General features: G+C 71.6%; 13 protein-coding genes. 4 read left to right on the top strand and 9 right to left on the bottom strand.

All coding sequences use genetic code 11. From position 1 onward, the window contains the following. Window positions 1-42: 42 nt before the first annotated feature. The 5 genes from acnA to NR792_RS33485 form a co-directional block, all read right to left on the bottom strand. Entirely contained in the window at window positions 43-2,778 is a 2,736-nt protein-coding gene (gene acnA, locus NR792_RS33505) for an aconitate hydratase AcnA (protein WP_375756780.1), read from the bottom strand. A 128-nt stretch (window positions 2,779-2,906) separates the two neighbouring features. Then, entirely contained in the window at window positions 2,907-4,178 is a 1,272-nt protein-coding gene (locus tag NR792_RS33500) for a phosphatidylserine/phosphatidylglycerophosphate/cardiolipin synthase family protein (protein WP_375756779.1), read from the bottom strand. Between the two features lie 102 nt (window positions 4,179-4,280). Next, the gene (locus tag NR792_RS33495) at window positions 4,281-5,885 is read right to left on the bottom strand and encodes an FHA domain-containing protein (RefSeq protein ID WP_375756778.1); all 1,605 of its coding nucleotides are present in this window, start codon (window positions 5,883-5,885) and stop codon (window positions 4,281-4,283) included. Window positions 5,886-5,891: 6 nt separating this feature from the next. Further along, entirely contained in the window at window positions 5,892-6,821 is a 930-nt protein-coding gene (locus NR792_RS33490; protein ID WP_375756777.1) for a helix-turn-helix transcriptional regulator, read from the bottom strand. After that, window positions 6,818-7,843: a helix-turn-helix transcriptional regulator gene (locus NR792_RS33485; RefSeq protein ID WP_375756776.1), complete on the bottom strand. Its 1,026-nt coding sequence runs from the start codon at window positions 7,841-7,843 to the stop codon at window positions 6,818-6,820. Before NR792_RS33485 ends, NR792_RS33490 begins: the two co-directional genes overlap by 4 nt. 375 nt (window positions 7,844-8,218) lie before the next feature. Here NR792_RS33485 and NR792_RS33480 point away from each other — a divergent pair, with 375 nt between their 5' ends. Then, on the top strand, window positions 8,219-8,692 hold the full coding sequence (locus NR792_RS33480; protein ID WP_375756775.1) for a hypothetical protein: 474 nt from the start codon (window positions 8,219-8,221) through the stop codon (window positions 8,690-8,692). Window positions 8,693-8,712: 20 nt separating this feature from the next. Here the strand turns inward: NR792_RS33480 and proB are convergent, their stop codons facing one another. After that, window positions 8,713-9,837 carry a glutamate 5-kinase gene (proB, locus tag NR792_RS33475; protein WP_375756774.1) on the bottom strand — a complete coding sequence of 375 codons (1,125 nt, stop codon included), beginning with the start codon at window positions 9,835-9,837 and terminating at the stop codon, window positions 8,713-8,715. Between the two features lie 169 nt (window positions 9,838-10,006). Here proB and hflX point away from each other — a divergent pair, with 169 nt between their 5' ends. Together hflX and NR792_RS33465 are read left to right on the top strand one after the other, a co-directional pair. Beyond that, entirely contained in the window at window positions 10,007-11,662 is a 1,656-nt protein-coding gene (gene hflX, locus NR792_RS33470) for a GTPase HflX (protein WP_375756773.1), read from the top strand. 50 nt (window positions 11,663-11,712) lie between these two features. Then, on the top strand, window positions 11,713-12,174 hold the full coding sequence (locus NR792_RS33465; RefSeq protein WP_375756772.1) for a hypothetical protein: 462 nt from the start codon (window positions 11,713-11,715) through the stop codon (window positions 12,172-12,174). A gap of 12 nt (window positions 12,175-12,186) precedes the next feature. Here NR792_RS33465 and NR792_RS33460 read toward each other — a convergent pair whose 3' ends face one another. Further along, the gene (locus NR792_RS33460) at window positions 12,187-13,194 is read right to left on the bottom strand and encodes an NAD(P)H-dependent glycerol-3-phosphate dehydrogenase (protein WP_375756771.1); all 1,008 of its coding nucleotides are present in this window, start codon (window positions 13,192-13,194) and stop codon (window positions 12,187-12,189) included. A 34-nt stretch (window positions 13,195-13,228) separates the two neighbouring features. Next, entirely contained in the window at window positions 13,229-14,197 is a 969-nt protein-coding gene (locus NR792_RS33455) for a hypothetical protein (RefSeq protein ID WP_375756770.1), read from the bottom strand. Window positions 14,198-14,406: 209 nt separating this feature from the next. Between NR792_RS33455 and NR792_RS33450 the strand changes: the two genes are divergently transcribed. Next, the gene (locus NR792_RS33450; protein ID WP_375756769.1) at window positions 14,407-15,588 is read left to right on the top strand and encodes a hypothetical protein; all 1,182 of its coding nucleotides are present in this window, start codon (window positions 14,407-14,409) and stop codon (window positions 15,586-15,588) included. Between the two features lie 306 nt (window positions 15,589-15,894). On the opposite strand, the gene NR792_RS33445 is transcribed toward NR792_RS33450, so the two are convergent. Next, window positions 15,895-17,937 (bottom strand): c-type cytochrome, encoded by a 2,043-nt coding sequence (locus NR792_RS33445; protein ID WP_375756768.1) that lies wholly within the window; start codon window positions 17,935-17,937, stop codon window positions 15,895-15,897. Between the last annotated feature and the right edge of the window lie 80 nt (window positions 17,938-18,017).

The following is an 18,017-nucleotide window of genomic DNA, read 5'->3' as shown; positions in this document are numbered from 1 at the left end:
GAGGGCGGCCGGGCCGCGAAACCAGCGGGCGCTGTCCGCTGCTTACGCCTTGGCGAGCTGGCGGAGCACGTACTGGAGGATGCCGCCGTTGCGGTAGTAGTCGAGCTCGTTGGGCGTGTCGATGCGGCACACCGCCGTGAACTCGATGGGGCCCTTCTCACCGGTGGCCTTCACGGTGAGCTTCTTCTGCGGCGAGAGGCCGTCCGCGACGCCGGTGATTTCAAACGTCTCGTGGCCGGTGAGGCCCAGCGACTGCGCGTCCTGGCCCGCCTCGAACTGCAGGGGCAGCACGCCCATGCCCACGAGGTTGGAGCGGTGGATGCGCTCGAAGCTCTTGGCGATGACGGCCTTCACGCCCAACAGCTGCGTGCCCTTGGCCGCCCAGTCGCGGCTGGAGCCGGTGCCGTACTCGGCGCCCGCGAGCACCACGAGCGGGATGTTCTCCGCCTGGTACTTCATGGACGCGTCGTAGATGCTCATCCGCTCGCGCGTGGGGATGTGCACCGTGACGCCGCCCTCCACGCCGGGGACGAGCAGGTTCTTCAGGCGGATGTTGGCGAAGGTGCCGCGCACCATCACCTCGTGGTTGCCGCGGCGCGCGCCGTAGGAGTTGAAGTCCTTGGGCTCCACGCCCTCCGCCATGAGGTACTTCGCGGCCGGGCTCGTCTTGGCGATGTTGCCCGCGGGGGAGATGTGGTCCGTCGTGACGGAGTCACCCAGGAGCGCCAGCACGCGCGCGCCCTTGATGTCCTGCACGGCCTTGGGCTCCTTCGGGAGGTTCTCGAAGAAGGGCGGCTTGCGCACGTAGGTGGACTTCTCATCCCACTGGAACGTGGAGCCCTTGCTCACCTGGAGCTGCTGCCAGAGCGTGTCGCCCTCCATGGCGTTGGCGTACTGGCTGCGGAACTGCTCCGGCTTCACGGCCGTGCGGATGGTCTCCTTGATCTCCTCGTTGGACGGCCAGATGTCCTTGAGGAACACCGGGCGGCCGTTGGGGTCGGTGCCCAAGGGCTCGTTGTCCAGGTCGCGGCCCACTTCACCGGCCAGCGCGTACGCCACCACGAGCGGGGGGCTCGCCAGGTAGTTCATGCGCACGTGCGGGTTGATGCGGCCCTCGAAGTTGCGGTTGCCGGACAGCACCGCCGCCACCACCAGGTCGCCCTCCACCACCGCGTTGGACACGGGCTCCGGCAGCGGGCCGGAGTTGCCGATGCAGGTGGTGCAGCCGTAGCCCACGACGTGGAAGCCCACGGCCTCCAGGTAGGGCAGGAGGCCCGCGTCGCGCAGGTACTCCGTCACCACGCGGCTGCCCGGGGCCAGGGACGTCTTCACCCAGGGCTGCGGCTTGAGGCCCTTCTCCACGGCCTTCTTCGCCAGGATGCCCGCGGCCACCAGCACCGCCGGGTTGGACGTGTTGGTGCAGGAGGTGATGGACGCGATGACCACCGCGCCGTGGCCCACCTGGTAGCTCTGCTTGCCCGCCTTCACGGTGACGGCCTGCGCCAGCCGCTCCGGGGCCACCGGGGCCGCGGGGGCCTTCGCGCCGCCCTTGGGGCCCTCGTCGTCCTCGCCCTTGCTCTTGCCGGCGGCGAGCATCTCCACCAGGGACTTCTCGTACCCGGCCTTCATGTCCTTCAGGGGCACGCGGTCCTGCGGACGCTTGGGGCCCGCGAGGCTGGGCACCACGGCGGCCAGGTCCAGCTCCAGCGTGTCGCTGAAGAGCGGGTCCTGCGCGCCGGCGTCCAGCCACAGGCCCTGCGTCTTGGCGTACGCCTCCGTCAGCGCCACCACGTCATCCGGGCGGCCGGTGAAGCGCAGGTAGTTGCAGCTCTCCTCGTCCACCGGGAAGAAGCCGATGGTGGCGCCGTACTCCGGGGCCATGTTCGCGATGGTGGCGCGGTCCGGCAGCGACAGCCCCTTCAGGCCCTCGCCGTAGAACTCCACGAACTTGCCCACCACGCCCTTCTTGCGAAGCATCTGCGTGACGGTGAGCACCAGGTCCGTGGCCGTGGCGCCCGCGGGCAGCTTGCCGGTGAGCTTGAAGCCCACCACCTGCGGAATCAGCATCGTGATGGGCTGGCCCAGCAGCGCCGCCTCCGCCTCGATGCCGCCCACGCCCCAGCCCACCACGCCCAGGCCGTTGATCATCGTCGTGTGGCTGTCCGTGCCCACGAGCGTGTCCGGGTACACGGTGCTGCCCTGGCGGAACGTCACCTGCGCCAGGAACTCCAGGTTCACCTGGTGGCAGATGCCGATGTCCGGCGGCACCACGCCAAAGCCCTTGAACGCGCTCTGGCCCCAGCGCAGGAACGCGTAGCGCTCGCGGTTGCGCTCGAACTCCAGCTCCGCGTTCTCCTTGAAGGCCGCGGTGGTGGCGAACGAGTCAATCTGCACCGAGTGGTCGATGACCAGGTCCGCCGGGTTGCGCGGATTGATTTTGGCGGGGTCACCGCCCATGGAGGCCAGGGCCTCGCGCATGGCGGCCATGTCCACGACGGCCGGCACGCCGGTGAAGTCCTGGAGCAGCACGCGCGCGGGGTGGAAGGAGATTTCCGTCTCCGGGGCCGCCTTGGGGTCCCAGGCGAGCATCTTCTCGATGTGCTCGCGCTTGACGACGCGGCCATCCTCGTTGCGCAGCAGGTTCTCCAGCAGCACCTTGAGCGAGAACGGGAGGCGGTTGACCGCCGGGTGGGCCTTCGCCAGCGTGGCCAGGCTGAAGTAGTCGTAGGTGGCCGAGCCGACCTTGAGCTGGGCCTTGGTGCCGAAACTGTCCGTCATGTGCGTTGCCGTCCTTCCGTGCCGGAATGACGCAACTTCTAGGCGTGTCCCCCCCGGCATGCAAAGGGTTCCTGCACCGCGTTGAAGACGGTGGACGGTTGCCTTGGCCCCCAGGCTTACGGCGCCGCTCAGAGCACCTTGCGGAAGAAGTACAGCACGCGCTCCACGGCCTTCTGCCAGAGGGGCCGGCGGCGGAAGAGGGCCAGGTCCACCTCGCGGCAGTTGCCGCAATCCAGGCGGAACGAGTCCTCCAGGTCGCGCCCCAGCCGGGGGTCCGCGAAGACGGCGTTGACCTCGTGGTTGAAGGCCAGGGACAACCGTTCCAGGTTGAACGACCCGATGGTGCCCCACACGCCGTCCACGACGGCCGTCTTGGCGTGCAGCACGCCCCGGCGCCACTCGAAGATGCGGATGCCGGCCTCCATCAGCGGCTCGTAGAAGGCGCGCGTCGCATGCTCGAGGAACGGGTGGTCGCTCTTGCCCCCGTTGAGCAGCAGGCTCACCTCCACGCCGCGCTTCGCCGCGTCCTTGAGCGCGGCCACCATGCGCCGGTCCGGCACGAAGTAGCCCGCGGCGATGAGCACGCTGGCCCGCGCGCGCTGGATGGCGTGCAGGTACGCGCGGTGGATGCTGCGGCGGCTGGACAGCACCGCCAGTCCCACGTCCCCCTTGGTGAGCAGCGCCCTGGGCGCGTGCGCCCCACCGCGGATGCGACGGCGCAGCCGGCTCAGGCGGTCGCGGAACATCATCCGCCACGTGGCAAGGAAGCGCCGCTCCAATTCGTGCACCGCCGGGCCTTCAATCCGCAGCACGTCGTCGCGCCACGCCACGCCCTGCCCCTCCGGGGCCCAGTGCGCCGCGATGTTCACCCCGCCCGTGAAGGCCACCGTCCCGTCCACCACCAGAATCTTCCGGTGGTCCCGGCGCAGCAGGTGGCGCAGCCCGCGCTGGAGGCTGAACGGCTTGAACGCCCGCACGTCCACGCCGCGCTGGCGTAAGGATTCGAAGAAGCTCTTGCGGCTGGTCCACGACCCCACCGCGTCGTAGAGCACCTTCACGTGCACGCCGCGCTCGGCGGCCTCCGCCAGCGCCTGCCCGAAGAGCTCGCCCACCGTGTCGGTGACGAACATGTACGTCTCCAGGCGGATGGAGCGGCGCGCGCGGCGGATGGCCTCCAGCATCTCCGGGTAGGCCTCCACGCCGTCACGCAGCAGGCGGCACGCATTGCCCTGGAGGGTGGTGTGGTGCTGCGGCAGGTAGTAGCGGGCGAGCAGGCGCCGGGACACCCCGTCGCTCCACACCGGAGCGTGCTCGGGCACCGGCCCGGGCGAGCGCGCCGGCCTGGGCGCCGCTGGAACCAACCCTTCTGACTGCCGCTCCTCCCCCGCCAGCTCACGCATCACCCTATTGAGGGTGGGAACGCGGGATGTGACCGGCAACCCGGACGGGGCACGCCCGCCTCCCTGGCGGGGTTGCACCGTCCGCCAGCCGACGGCCCGGGGCTACAGCCCGTACTCGACGCGCTTGTTCTCCGCGCGCGTGGCGCACGGCTGGTCGTACTCGGGGAAGTACTCGCGCATGTGGTCCAGCGTGGAGGCGGCCTGCTTGAAGTGGCCCTGGTTGTAGTAGCCCTCCACCTCCAGGAGCAGCTTGGAGCAGGTGCGGTCCAGCTCCTGCTGGGCGCGCTTCATGGCCTCCTGGGCCTCGAAGTAGAGGTCCGGCTTGGGGTCCGGGTGGGCCTCCAGCATCAGCCACGCCTCGCGGAAGGCCTTCCAGGCCTCGTAGCGGTTGCGCGCGCCGATGTCCGGCGTGTCGAAGTTCTTGCGGCCCTTCTTGAAGGAGTCGTTGGCCGTCTGCACCAGCTGCTGCGTGGAGAGCTGTTCAGGCAGGAGCGCGCGCTCCACCCAGACGTTCCACACGCGCCAGGTGTCCTCGCCGGGCGGGTTGCGGGTGTTGTCGAAGATGATGCGGTTGGGCTCGCCCTTGCGCAGCTGCTGGGGCGGGATCATCAGCTCCAGCGAGCGCTCCTGGCTGGCCATCGTGTCCGGGGGCACCTTGCCCACGTCCACGCCGTTGACGCTCACCACCACCTCGTCCTTGGAGATGCCCTGGGCCTGGTAGTGGAGGATGACCACCGCGCGCGTCGCGGCGACGAACTCCCACTCGAAGACCTTCATGTCCGGCCGGTTCCAGGTGACGTCGTCGCCCAGGCCGAAGGAGTCGTTGATGGGCTGGTTGGACAGGCGCACGGGCTCCTCGCCCTTCTGCACCTTGTCCTCGCCGCCCAGCACCAGCCAGTACATGAGGGCGAAGAGGCCCAGCACCACCACGCCGCCGCCGGCCATCACGCCCGCGCGGACCTTGGAGTTCGCCTCCGCCCAGAACAGGCGCAGGTTGGCCATCAGGCCCGGCGTCTCCCGGCGGATGCGGGCGCGCTCGGCCGCGGACAGGCCACCGCCGCTGGAGGCGCCAGCGCGGGGCGTGCGGGCCACCGCGCGGGACGACTGCGAGCCGGTGCGGCGCGCGGGCGGGGGCGCGGGGGCGGGCTTCTCAATGGCGGCGGGAGCGTCCTCTTCCGGAGGCGGCTCCTGCGGCACGGCGCGCTGGGCGTTGGAGGTGGGCCGGCGGATGGCGCGCATGTTCATGCGCGTGGACTCCGCGCGGATGCCCTGCAGGTCCTCCTCGTCCGCGCCTTCCGGCACGAGCGCGGCGCCCTTCTTGTTGCGCTGCTTGCGCACGGAGTCGATGGAGACGATGCGCGTGCTGTTGGCGCCGTCCTCCGCGGGCTTCTCGTCCTCGCCGGTGGGCGCGTCCTCCGCCGCGAGCGCGAAGAGGAACGTCACCGGGCCCAGCGTCAGCGTGTCGCCGTCCGTCAGTGTCTGCTTCTGCACGGCCGCACCGTTGACGAGCGTGCCGTTGGCGCTCTTCTGGTCCTCCACCGCGTAGCCGTCACCGTCCTGGAAGATGCGGCAGTGGCGGCGGGAGATGCCGGGGTCGTACAGCACCACGTCGCACTCGGAGGTGCGCCCGATGAGCACGGAGTCCTGGTCGAAGACGAACTCCTTGCCGGCGTCTTTTCCCTCGGAGATCGTCAGTTGGAAGGCCATGTCGTCCTAGGAGCCTATCGAGGCATGTACGGCTCGGGCAACGGCGGCGCGCGCGCTCGCCGGCTCCAGCACTTCCGCCTCTCCCCCGAAGGATAGCACCCACTGCGTGAGCCAGCGCTCACTGTCTCCGGCCACCCGCACCTCCACCCCTCCGTCAGCGAGCGGGCGGGCGTCCTGGCCGAAGCGCTCCTTCACGTACGGGGCCGCCGTGGGGGTGAAGCGCACCCGGACGGAGGCCTCGCTGGCGCTGCGCGCCGGGTTGGGCACGTCCGCGCGGGCGTCCGGCGGAGGCTGGAAGGCGGTGGTCGTGACGGCCAGGTCCTCCATGCGATCCAACCGGAACAGGCGCGCGTCCTGGCGGGTGTGGCAGAAGCCCTGGAGGTACCACTGGCCGCGGTGGCTGAGCAGCTCGTAGGGGCGCACCCGGCGCGGCTCCGGGGCGCGGCCGGGGCTGGCGTAGCCGAACGTCACCTCCAGCCGCTCCAGGATGGCGCGGGTGAGCGGCCCCAGCGCCGGGGGCGCGTCCGCGGAGGCGTCGATCTTCCGGTACATGTCCCGGAAGCGCTCGCGGGCCGCGGGCGGGATGATGCCCTCCAGCTTCGTGAGGGCGCTCTGGAGCGCGTCGCCGGTGGCCGGGCGCAAGAGCTCCGCCGCGGCGGCCAGGGCCGCGGCCTCGCCCGCCGTCAGCCGGGGCGGCGCGAACAGGCGCTGATCCAGGTCCACGTAGACGCGGTCGTTGTCCACGTAGATGTCGATGTAGTCGTCCGGGTTGAAGGGCGGCCGGCCCACGCAGGTGAGCAGGTCCAGCTCCTCCAGCAGGTCCTCGCGGCTGATGTTGAGGGCCTTGGCCAGGGCCTCCACGGTGACGCCGGGGTGCTTGGAGACGTAGGGGACGAGGAACAGCAGGCGGCGCAGCCGCTCGTGGACGTTGCTCATGCGCTCACCCGCTGACCTTCCACCGGCGCGTGCTTCGCCAGGATGTTCGCGGCCATGTGCTCCAGGCGCTCGCGCGCCTCCGGAGGCCCTTCCATGCGGCAGTCCGCGCCCAGGGACAGGACGAAGCGCGCCAGCCCGTCCAGGAACGTCACCGGGAAGCGGGCCCGCACGACGCCCTCCCCCACCGGCTCCAGCGCCGCGCCCGGGAACAGCGAGCCCGCGCGCGAGGCCTGCGGCCCGGTCAGCTGGAGCGTCACCTCCAGGGGCTCGTGGAAGCGGTACTGCCAGGGGAAGTAGGCCACGTGGGCGTCCAGCGAGAAGCCCGCCGGCACCTCGAAGTCCGGCGTGCGCGGCCGGGCGGTGTTCACCTTCAGCTCGCGGATGCGGTGGACGTGGAAGGTGCGCAGGCCCTGGCGCAGGTGGCAGTAGCCCACCAGCGTCCAGACGCCGCGCCTGAGCGCGAGGCCGTACGGGTCCACGCGCCGCTCGGTGACGCCGTCCTTGCGCGGGCTGCCGTAGGTGATCTGCACCCACTTGTGCGCGGAGCACGCGTCCCAGAGCTGCTCCAGGCGGGCGGAGACCTCCTTCTCCTGCCCCTCCTGGCCGGTGCCCAGCTCCATGCGCACGCGCGGCGTGGGCAGGGATTCGCCGGCGAAGAAGCCAATCTTGCGCAGCGCGTGCGCCAGGTCGTCGCGGCCCGGGAAGGCGCCGGACGCGAGCGCGGCGGACCCGGCGGCGTAGAGGACGGCCAGCTCCTCCTTCGTGAGGTCCGCCTCCGGCAGGTAGTAGACGTTGCGGTCGACGAGGTAGCCGTCGCGCCGCTCGTCGTCGCCCTGCACGTAGCTCAGCGGGAAGCCCAGCTCGACGAGCTCCGCCTTGTCGCGCTCGAACTTGCGTTCAGCGGCGTCGTCCGAGCCGCCGTAGTCCGCGGGGAAGTGCTCACGCAGCTCGGCCCACGAGATGGGTTCCCGCGCGTCGAGCAGCAGTGCCACGAGATCAAGGATGCGTTCCGTGCGGTCCATTCAGGAAATCGGTGACGATGGCGGACAGGACCCGGGAGATCAAGCGACCGGGGACTTCCGGGGTGGGAGAAGGGAGCAGGCCAGGAAAGGGACAGGGAGGGAACACGGGAGGGGGCTGGCTCCGTCCAATGAGGAGATAGTCGCCCCGACCTGAACAGGCAAGCAGGTACCACCATGTACCCCTCGTTTCGTCCGCAAGGCAGCAGACAACCCCGGGCGTGGGGCTCGCACTCGGGGCGCGTCTGGGTTATTCCTTGGACCCTGTCGAATTGGGTGAGAAGCGACAGCGCGCCTCCGCCAGGGTTCCTGGTGGAAGCTCCGCTGGCTGCCGTGGGGGCGACGCGGCGGACGCAAGGCTTTGACGAGGGCTCGACCATGGACCGCACCTCCCTGCTGAAGACGTGGCTTCCCGGGCTGGCGCTGGTGCTGCTGGCCTTCGTCTCCGCCCCCGCGCACGCCCGCTCCGAACCGCTCTACTTCGCGCTGGAGGTCCGGCGCGACGGCCGGCTGATCGCCCAGCCCAAGCTGCTGGGTGAAGCGGGCCGCACGCTGCGCGCCGAGCGCCGCCGTCCGGGCGCGAGCGTGCCGGACTACCGGCTGGTGCTCACGCCCAGGGGCGAGGGCGACTCGTTCCAGCTCCAGGTGGACCTGTCCCTGCCGGAAGGGGAAGGCCACTCGCAGCTCGCCCTGCTGCACGGCCAGGAGCGCAAGCTCCAGCTGGGCCGGGTGCCGGGGGAGCTGGAGGTGTCGCTGCTCCTGATGAAGGTGGACTCCCCGGAGTTCCGTGCGCTGATGCGGCTCACGGAGGGGACGCCCGGCACGGTGCAGTCCGTCTCCAGCTCCATCTAGGCGGCTTGCGCGGACGGACGCTACAGCACCGCCAGGTCGTCGCGGTGCACCGCCTCATCCAGGTAGCGGTAGCCCAGCACCGCCTCGATGTCCGCGCTCCGCCGTCCGGCGATGCGCTTGAGCTCGTTGGCGTCGTAGGTGGACAGGCCCCGGGCGAACACCGTCCCGGCCGCGTCCGTCAGGTCCACCGGGTCTCCCCGGCCGAACTCTCCCTCCACGCCCGTCACGCCGCTGGGCAGCAGGCTGCGCTTGCCGGTGACGATGGCCTCCTTCGCGCCCGCGTCCACCACCAGCCGGCCCCGGGGCCGCAGGGCGTGGGCGATCCACGCGGTGCGGGCGCTGCGGCGTCCGGCGGGCTCGAAGAGCGTGCCCACGGCGTCCCCCTGCAGCACGCCGCGCAGGCGGCCGGGGACCGCGCCGGAGGTGATGACGCACGGGATGCCCAGCTCCGCGGCGCGGGCCGCGGCGCGCACCTTGGACGCCATGCCGCCCGTGCCCACCGCGCTGGTGGCGTCGCCGGCCAGGGCCAGCACGTCCCCGGTGACGCGCGGCACGGCGGGCATGAGGCGGGCGTCGGCGTCCTTGCGCGGGTCGGCGGTGTAGAGCCCCTCCACGTCGGACAGGAGGACCAGCGCGTCCGCCTCCACCACGCCGGCCACCAGGCTGGCCAGCGTGTCGTTGTCGCCGAACTTCAGCTCGTCCACCGACACGGTGTCGTTCTCGTTGATGACCGGCACCACGCCCGCGTCCAGCAGCCGGTCCAGCGTGTGCTTCACGTTCAGGTAGCGCCGGCGCTCCTGCACGTCCTCGTGGGTGAGCAGCACCTGGGCCACCGTCCGCTCCGCATGGCTGAAGGCCTCCTCGTAGGCCTGCATCAGGCGGCTCTGCCCCACCGCCGCGCACGCCTGCTTGCCCGGGATGTCCCGGGGGCGCGCGGGCAGCCCCAGCCGCTCCATGCCCAGCGCGATGGCGCCGCTGGACACCACCACCAGCTCCCGGCCCCGGGCGGCCCACAGCAGGTCCTGTCCCAGCGCGTCGAAGTGGGCGCGGTTGAAGCGGCCGGTGGCGCTGGTCAGCGCGTTGGTCCCAATCTTCACCACCACGCGGCGGGCCCCGCGCAGGGCGTTGCGTGCGGAATCAGTCACGGGCGGCAGCGTAGGCTGGAACGGGAAATGACGCGCGCGGCCGGTTGTTCACCAGGCTTCGTGGCAGGCGCAAAAGCAGGGCCTTTGTCATGAAACGCGGATGGCCCCTGTCCATCCAATGCCTTGAATGGAGCGCGGGCCCTTCGATGTCCGCGCCAGGAGAAACGGTTTGAAGGAAATCTACGGCAACACCCTGGGCCTGAAGTCGAGCGAGCAGCAGCGGCTGCGCAACACGTTCCGCCGCCGCGTGGATCCGCGCGAAATCGTGTCCGCGGAGCTTGCCCGCCACCTCACCGAGCTGTCGCACGAGCTCAACCGTCAGGTGGGCGTCCTCATCAACCGCAAGGGCGACATCGAGCACGTCGTCGTGGGCAACGCGCACAAGCTGGAGCTGCCGGACATCGGCCGTGCGCGCGCCGGTCAAATCCGTCTGCGTGGCCTGCGGCTGGTGCACACGCACCTCAAGAGCGAGCCCCTGACGAAGGACGACCTCACGGACCTCGCGCTCCTGCGCCTGGACTGCGTGGCGGCCGTGGGCGTGGGCAACGACGGCCTGCCCGGCGTGCTGCACTGGGCCTACCTGGTGCCGGAGAACGGCTCGGGTGACTTCTGGCACGTGTCCACCCTGCCCTCCGTGCACGGTGAACAGCCGGACCTGCTGGACACGCTGGACGCGCTGGAGGAGGAGTTCAACCGCAGCGCGGCCGCGCGCACGGTGTCCGGGCGCGAGCGCGCCATCCTGGTGGCGGTGTGCCTGGACGGCAACCGCGCCCGGGCGGAGTCCAGCCTCGCGGAGCTGAAGGAGCTGGCGCGCACCGCGGGCGTGGAGGTGGTGGACAGCGTGCTCCAGATGAAGCGCGAGGCGGATCCGCGCTACCTCATCGGCCGGGGCAAGCTGGAGGACCTGAACCTGCGCTCCATGCAGTCCATGGTGGACCTGCTCATCTTCGACAAGGACCTCACCCCGTCCCAGGGCCGTCACATCGGGGATGCGACGAGCCTCAAGATTCTCGACCGCACGCAGCTCATCCTCGACATCTTCGCCCAGCGGGCGCAGACGGCGGAGGGCAAGCTGCAGGTGGAGCTGGCGCAGCTGAAGTACCGGCTGCCCCGGCTGGTGCAGGGGGATGACTCGCTCAGCCGCCTCATGGGCGGTGGCGTGGGCGGCCGCGGTCCCGGTGAGACGAAGCTCGAAATCGACCGCCGCCGCGTGCGCGAGCGCATCACCAACCTGGAGCGCCGCATCGACGTCATCAGCCGCGAGCGCAGCGTCCGCCGGGCGCAGCGCAACCGGCGCGAGGTGCCGGTCATCTCCATCGTGGGCTACACCAACGCGGGCAAGTCCACGCTGCTCAACGCCATCACCAACGCGGAGGTGCTGGCGGAGGACAAGCTGTTCGCCACGCTGGACCCCACCAGCCGCCGCCTGCGCTTCCCGCAGGAGCGCGAGGTCATCATCACCGACACGGTGGGCTTCATCCGGGACCTGCCCAAGGACCTGGTGGCGGCCTTCCGCGCCACGCTGGAGGAGCTGTACGACGCAAGCCTGCTCCTGCACGTGGTGGACGCGAGCGACCCGGCTCGCGACGACCAGGTGGAGGCGGTGGAGAAGATCCTCCAGTCGCTGGGCCTGATGGAGAAGCCGCGCCTCATGGTCTGGAACAAGGCGGACCAGCTGTCCGCGGACGAGGTGGAGACGCTCCTGCGCTCGCGGGGCGGCGTGGCCATCAGCGCGGTGAAGCGCGAGGGGCTGGCGACGCTGCTGGCCAAGGCGGACACCACCCTGTTCGCCGAGGGTGCGTCCGAGTCCATCGGCGTCGTGTGACGGTGGGCGGGTTGTCGGCGCGGGGGCCCTCCCCGTAGAGTCGGGGGGCCTTGGCTCCCGCGCTGAAACTGCTCCTCCCGCTGTTGACGGCCCAAATCGAAGGTCTGCCCGGACAGGACTCCGGGCCGGACTACGACCGGCCCGTCTCCTCCATCACCACCGGCTACATCGAGCTGCTCGAGAAGAACAGCCACATCGTCTACCCGGTCATCGCCGTGGTGACGCTGCTGCTCATCGGCTGGGGCATCCTGTCCGCGTGGCGGACGCAGGACATGGACGGCCTGCAGAAGAACGAGTTCAAGCGCGCCATCATCAACGAGCTGCGCAGCAACATCAGCGGCATGCCCGGCGACCTGCTGGGCCGCACCATCGGGCTGGACCGGCTCAAGACGAACCGCCTGCTGGAGGAGATGCAGACGGAAGGGCTGGTCCTGAGCCACACCAACTCCGAGCGGCTCACCGTGTGGCGCGTGCGCGGCGCGGGCCCGGAAGCCAAGCCGCGCCGCTACTAGCGCTCCCCTGCCTCAGACGCCGGACAGCTCCGACTTCGGCTGGCGCGTCATCAGGTCCACCACCGCCGTCTTGGCGTTCTTGCCCTCGTAGGCGATGAGGTAGACCTGCTCGCAGATGGGCAGCTCCACGCCCGTCTTGAGGGACAGGTCGCGCGCGCTCTTCGCCGTCTTCACGCCCTCGGCGACCTCCTTCATCTCCGCGAGGATGTCCGGCAGCTTGCGGCCCTTGCCCAGTTCCATGCCCACGTGGCGGTTGCGGCTGAGCTCGCCCGTGCAGGTGAGCACCAGGTCGCCCATGCCGGACAGGCCGGAGAGCGTCAGCGGGTTGGCGCCCTTCCTCACCGCGAGCCGGGTGATTTCCGCCAGGCCGCGCGTGATGATGGCGGCCCGCGCGTTGTGGCCCATGCCCAGGCCGTCCGCCATGCCCGCGGCGATGGCGATGACGTTCTTCAGCGCGCCGCCGTACTGCACGCCCACCACGTCCGTGGACGTGTACGAGCGGAAGGTGTCCGTCTGCAGCGCCTTCTGACAGCGCTGGGCCACCTTGTCCCAGTGCGACGCGATGGTCACCACCGTGGGCATGCGCCGCGCCAGCTCCTTGGCGAAGCTGGGGCCGGAGAGCACCGCGACGTACGGGTGGAACTCCTCCGGCAGACAGTCCTCCAACAGCTCCGTCATGGTGAGGAGCGTGCCGTTCTCGATGCCCTTGGACACGGTGACGAGCGGCACGCTCTTGGGCAGGAACGTCTTCGCGCGCGCCAGCACCTCACGCGTCGCGTGGCTGGGCGTGGCGAGCACCACCATCTCCGAGCCCGCCAGCGCCTCCTCCAGGTCCGTGGTCGCGCGCACGCGCTCGGAGAGGGGGATGCCCTTCAGGTAGGTGGCGTTCTCGTGGCGGGTGTTGATGGCCTCCACGGCGGAGGGTTCGCGGCCCCACAGGCGGACTTCGTCGCAATTCACCGCGAGCACGTTGGCGAGCGCCGTTCCGAAGGAGCCTGCACCGATGACACTGCCGCGCATGAGATGACCTCGGGTCGAGAGGGGTGGGGGTTTTTCAGAACAGCGCGGACACGATGCCCATGGACAGCGTGGGCATGAACTCCGCGTCCGTGGAGCGGCTGCGGAAGTCCCCGCCGAAGGAGACAGCGTAGGACGTCTTCTCTCCGACGGGAAACTCCGCGCCCAGCCGGACGAGGACCGCGGCGTCCAGCTTCCACGCGGGCGGCACGCCGGACAAAGGGTCCCGCTGGACGGGGTCCATGTCGAAGGCGAAGAGGGCCCGGACGTCCAGGTACGGCCGCCACGCGCGCGGGCTGTCGCCCTGGAAGGACGCCACCAGCCCCGGGGCCACGTTCCAGTCGCGCCGGCCGCTCAGGTAGCGCGCGCCCCGGTCCTCCGTGTCCGGGGGACGCAGGAAGAACGCGTGGCCCCCGTCCACCACGAAGGCCAGGCTCACGTTGGGGCTGTCCATGAGGGTGAGGCGGGCGCTGGCGCGCAGCTCGGTCATCAGGCCGTAGACGCTGTCCACGCCCAGCCCCAGGTCCAGTCGGTCCAGGACGCCGTACACGCCGCGCGCGGACACGAAGGGGTAGCCCAGCTCCATGCCCACGCCCACGTGTCCGGCGCCCAGCGACCGCCCGCCGTAGAGCCCGTAGCGGTTGGGGGCCAGGGGCGGGCTCGGGGGACGCGGCGGTTTGACGCGGCGGCGCGCGCGGGGGGACTCCTCGGCGGGCGGCGGTGGAGCGTACCGGGGGGGCGGCGGAGGCGGCGCGGTGACGGGGTCGGAGGCGCCGGGGAAGGCTTCCCAGCCCTCGGCTTCGCCCTGGGCGTCGGACGGAGGCTGGACGCGGGTGGGCTCTTCCTCGTCGGGAGTGGCCTGGGGACGGGCGGGCGCCGCGGGCGCGGCTTCGGGGGCGGGCTTGCCGGGTTCGCTCCAGGACTCGTCGGGGGTCGCGCTCCGGGAGGGCGGGAGGGGCGTCTGGGCCCGCGCGGGAACGGCCGGCGCCAGGGCCAGGACCGACAAGGTGAGGAAACCAGGGAGGCGCATGGTGGAAGAAGGCAGGCAGCCTAGCCCACGCCCTGTCCCTGAACGAGGCCGGCCTGCCCGACCTCTCTCCCGCCATCCGGTCGCGTCCGGAAAGCGGCAGCCGCGCCACAATGCTGATGACGGGGGCCGGGCCCGGTCTACCATCCGCGCCCGCGCGCATGGCGTCGGTGAGGAGAGCAGACGGGATGAGGGTCGGACGGGGTGCACTGCTGATGGCGCTCGCCCTGGGCGCGTGCAGCAGGCCCGGTGCGGGCACGGGCACGTCGGATGCGGGGACGCTCCTCGGGCTGCCGGGACGGCCGTCCACGCTGACCGTGCCCTCGTGCGAGGATCTGCTGCCGGCGGACCTGCGCGACCTCACGCTGAACGGCTTCACGATGAAGGAGGACCGCGCGTGTCCCACGTGCGGGCCGCTGTGCTCGCTGCGTTCCGCGGCGCTGCCGGAAGTGGCCGTGTCGGTGGCGTATGACTGCCAGCCGCACTACGCGAACGCGGAGGTGCGCGCGCTGCTCGCGCCCACGCTGAACGCGGGCGGCGAGGAGATTCCGGCGCTGGGCCGGGCCGCCGCGCGCCGCAATCCCGTGCAGGGCATGACGCAGGTGGTGACGTGGGATGACGACACGCCGTGCGTCGTCGTCGTGACCTGGCTAGGGGACGACCCCGACCGCGCGCTGGACGTGGCCCGCCTCGCGGTGACGTCGCACCACGGCGTGGAGGATCCGACGGCGGACGCGGGCACGGCGCTTCCGGCCGACGCGGGGGACAGCCTGCTCCTGGATGCTCCACTGGAGCCGCTGGACAGCCTCACGATGCCGCGCACGGGGACGACGGACCTGCTCACCGCGCCTCCGGGCACCGGCTCCGTGACGCCGCGGCCCGTCCCCACGCCGCGTCCCGTTGTGCCGGTGCCGACGGGTACGGGCACCGCGACGGTCGCGCCGAAGGTGACGCCGCGTCCCGCGAACCCGCCACCCGTGGCGCCCGCGCCCGCCGCGCAGAAGCCCGCGACGGTCGTGCCGGTGCCCGTGCCGACCGTCACGACGCCCGCGACGCAGAAGCCCGCGGCGGCCGTGCCGGTGCCTTTGCCGACCGTCACGACACCCGCGACGCAGAAGCCCGAGCCTCCAGCGCCGACGCCGGCTCCCGCCGCGCAGGAGCCCACGACGGTCGTGCCGGTGCCCGTGCCTGCCGTCACGACACCCACGACGCAGAAGCCCGCGACGCCCGCGCCGGCTCCCGCGACGCAGCAGCCCGCGACGCCCGCGACGCCGCCCGCGCCTGCGCCCGCGACGCAGAAGCCCGCGACGCCCGCTCCGGCATCTGAAGCCCCGGGGACTCCCGCGGCGGGTGCTCCGGGCCCGGGATAGGCAGTCCTTCCCCCACAGCCCTTGCGGTATCGCGGGTACAGCCCATTCCTGCCGCGTCACGCCCAAGCGCCCATGCGTGGTGGACGGCGGCAAGGCGGAGGAGCCACGGGCAGAGGCACCCGCCGGGCAGAGCCCATCGCGCTGAACCTGTCCGACTGTCGGACAGGTTCGGGCGCTTCGTCTCCGGCAGGGAGTCCTCCAGCCGGAGCCGTGCTTCCACGCGAAGGTGTTCACGCACTGCTGGCGACCGGCGTCAGCCGCGGGCAAGGCACACGGGCTCCCTCGGGCCCCGTGCCCCCTTCCCCGCTACAGCGTCTCCAGGTACGCCACCAGGTCGTCCACGTCCGCGTCGGACAGCCCCGCGGTCATGCCGTGCTGGTTCGTCTCGCGGCCGTTCAGCAGGCGGGCCTTGAGCGTGGGCGCGCTGCCGTCGTGCAGGTACGGCGCGGTGCGGCCCACGCCCAGCAGCGACGGCGTGTTGAGCCCCGCCCGGATGACCGCCGCCGCGTCCTGCAGCACGCCGGAGCGCACGAACGTACCCACGTCCACGTTGCTGTTGTTCGTGAGCGCCGCGCCCGTGTGGCAGGTGTCGCACTTCGCCTGCGTGAAGAGGGCGGCCCCGCGCGATTGCGACGCCGTCAGCGGCTCGCCCCGGGACGCGTTGTCCGTCGCGGGGATGGCGTCGATGAACGCGCCCAGCTTCGCCACCGTGTCCGCGTCCAGGTCCTGGCCGCCCATGCGGTCCTTCACCGTGGCGCTCATGAAGTCCCCCAGCGCGGAGAACTCGCCGCTCCAGTGGAAGGGCGCCGTCGCCGTCGTCATGCGGCCCGCCAGGCTGGGCGTCTGGCGCGGCCCGTCCGGGAAGCCCCACACGTGGCCGTCCTCGCGGCCCTCCAGGTGGCACGACGCGCAGGACACCGCCACGGACGGACTGGTCATCCGCCGGTCCACCGCGCTGAAGAACAACCGCCGGCCCTCCGCCGCCAGCGGTGACAGCGTGTCGCCCGCGATGACCAGGCGCTCGCCCTCTTCGCGGATGTCATTCGCCCCGCCCACCAGCGTGCTGACCGTGTGGTCGAACGCGTTGTAGACGTACGCCTTGCGCCCGTCCCGCGTGAGCGCGATGCCGTTGGGCCCCGCGCCCACCTCCACCAGCTGCCGCACCGGGCTCGACTCGCTTGGCAGGTCGGAGCCGGTGCGCCGGAACGAGGGCAGGATGGCCACGTTGTTCGAGTCCTGGTTCACCAGGAACAGCCACCCGCCCGTGGGGTCCACCACCGCCGCCGCCGGCCCCTGCAGGGGCGTCGAGAACGAGGGGCTCGCGATGAGCGACGTGGGGTAGTCCGGCTTCTCCTCCGGCGGCGGCCTGCACTCGTCCAGGTCGTCCACCACCGGCCGGGGCGCTTCATCCTCCGTGTCGAAGGTGACCAGGCCCGCAGCCACCACGCCGCCGCCCGCCGCCGCGCCGCAGGGCGTCCCGCCGCCGTACATGGAATCGCCCATATCCGGGTCGCGGCCGTCCACGGGCCCGCCCAGCGGATCCTCGCGCGACCAGAGCACCGGCGCGAAGAGGCGCCGTCCATCCGGCGCGCTCAGGAGGTCCACCATGCCGCGCGCCCGGAAGGAGCGCGGGCCCTGCTGGGAATCGGGAGGCAGCGGGGCGTCCATCGCCACGGCGGGCGCAGGCGCCACGAGGTGCCGGGTGGACGGCGTCCGGTTGGCCTTCGTGTTCAGGTCCGTGCCGTCGCGCATCACCCTGGGCTGGTTCGCGTCCGACAGGTCCACCGTCACCACGTCGCCCCGCCGGAACAGCGACACCGCCGCCTTGCGGCCCTCCTCCAGCAGCGCGATGCCGCGAGGCTCCTCGCCCAGCGGCAGCTCCCAGCGCGCCGTGAGCGTGCCCGTGTCGATGGCGGTGAGGCTGCCCCGCGCGGCGGACTCACGCGTGGCGCTGTTCACCACGTACAGCGTGCTGCCGTCCGGCGACACCGCGAGCCCCGTGGGCTCCACGCCCACCGGGATGCGCGCGGCCTCCACCGCGTCCCCCTTGCGGATGACGGACACGCTCCTGCCGCCCCGGTTCGTCACGTACACGGTGTCGTCCGGGCCCACCGTCACGCGCTCCGGGCGCGGGCCCACCCGCACCTCGGACACCTTCTCCCGGCGGGCGGTGTCCACCACGGCGAGGATGCCGTTGTCCGCGTCCACCACGTAGAGCAGCGAGTCATCCCGGCTGAGCGCCACGGACCCGGAGGCGTTGCTCCAGGTGCTCGCCACCTCGCGCTCCTTGCAGCCCGAAAGCACCAGCGTCGTCACCGCGCACAGCGCGGCCCATCCCTGCCGTCGCATCGGAAGTGCCATCCCCTCCCGCGAAAGCCCGGCGCGTACCGTCCAGCCCCATCCTCGCGCGCGGCCCCACGGCCTGTCGG

Origin of the sequence: Corallococcus exercitus (genome assembly GCF_042231735.1) — a bacterium.
GTDB lineage: Bacteria > Myxococcota > Myxococcia > Myxococcales > Myxococcaceae > Corallococcus > Corallococcus exercitus_B.
Note: the sequence above shows the minus strand (reverse complement) of the source record. Positions and strands in the feature narration are given on the sequence as shown.

What these genes read in the sequence shown, in the direction of transcription:
- NR792_RS33460 (WP_375756771.1), bottom strand. Translation starts at nt 13,194, where the DNA reads ATGCGCGGCAGTGTCATCGGTGCAGGCTCCTTCGGAACGGCGCTCGCC.
- NR792_RS33500 (WP_375756779.1), bottom strand. Translation starts at nt 4,178, where the DNA reads ATGCGTGAGCTGGCGGGGGAGGAGCGGCAGTCAGAAGGGTTGGTTCCA.
- acnA (WP_375756780.1), bottom strand. Translation starts at nt 2,778, where the DNA reads ATGACGGACAGTTTCGGCACCAAGGCCCAGCTCAAGGTCGGCTCGGCC.
- NR792_RS33495 (WP_375756778.1), bottom strand. Translation starts at nt 5,885, where the DNA reads ATGGCCTTCCAACTGACGATCTCCGAGGGAAAAGACGCCGGCAAGGAG.
- NR792_RS33450 (WP_375756769.1), top strand. Translation starts at nt 14,407, where the DNA reads ATGAGGGTCGGACGGGGTGCACTGCTGATGGCGCTCGCCCTGGGCGCG.
- NR792_RS33480 (WP_375756775.1), top strand. Translation starts at nt 8,219, where the DNA reads ATGGACCGCACCTCCCTGCTGAAGACGTGGCTTCCCGGGCTGGCGCTG.
- NR792_RS33490 (WP_375756777.1), bottom strand. Translation starts at nt 6,821, where the DNA reads ATGAGCAACGTCCACGAGCGGCTGCGCCGCCTGCTGTTCCTCGTCCCC.
- NR792_RS33485 (WP_375756776.1), bottom strand. Translation starts at nt 7,843, where the DNA reads ATGGACCGCACGGAACGCATCCTTGATCTCGTGGCACTGCTGCTCGAC.
- NR792_RS33445 (WP_375756768.1), bottom strand. Translation starts at nt 17,937, where the DNA reads ATGCGACGGCAGGGATGGGCCGCGCTGTGCGCGGTGACGACGCTGGTG.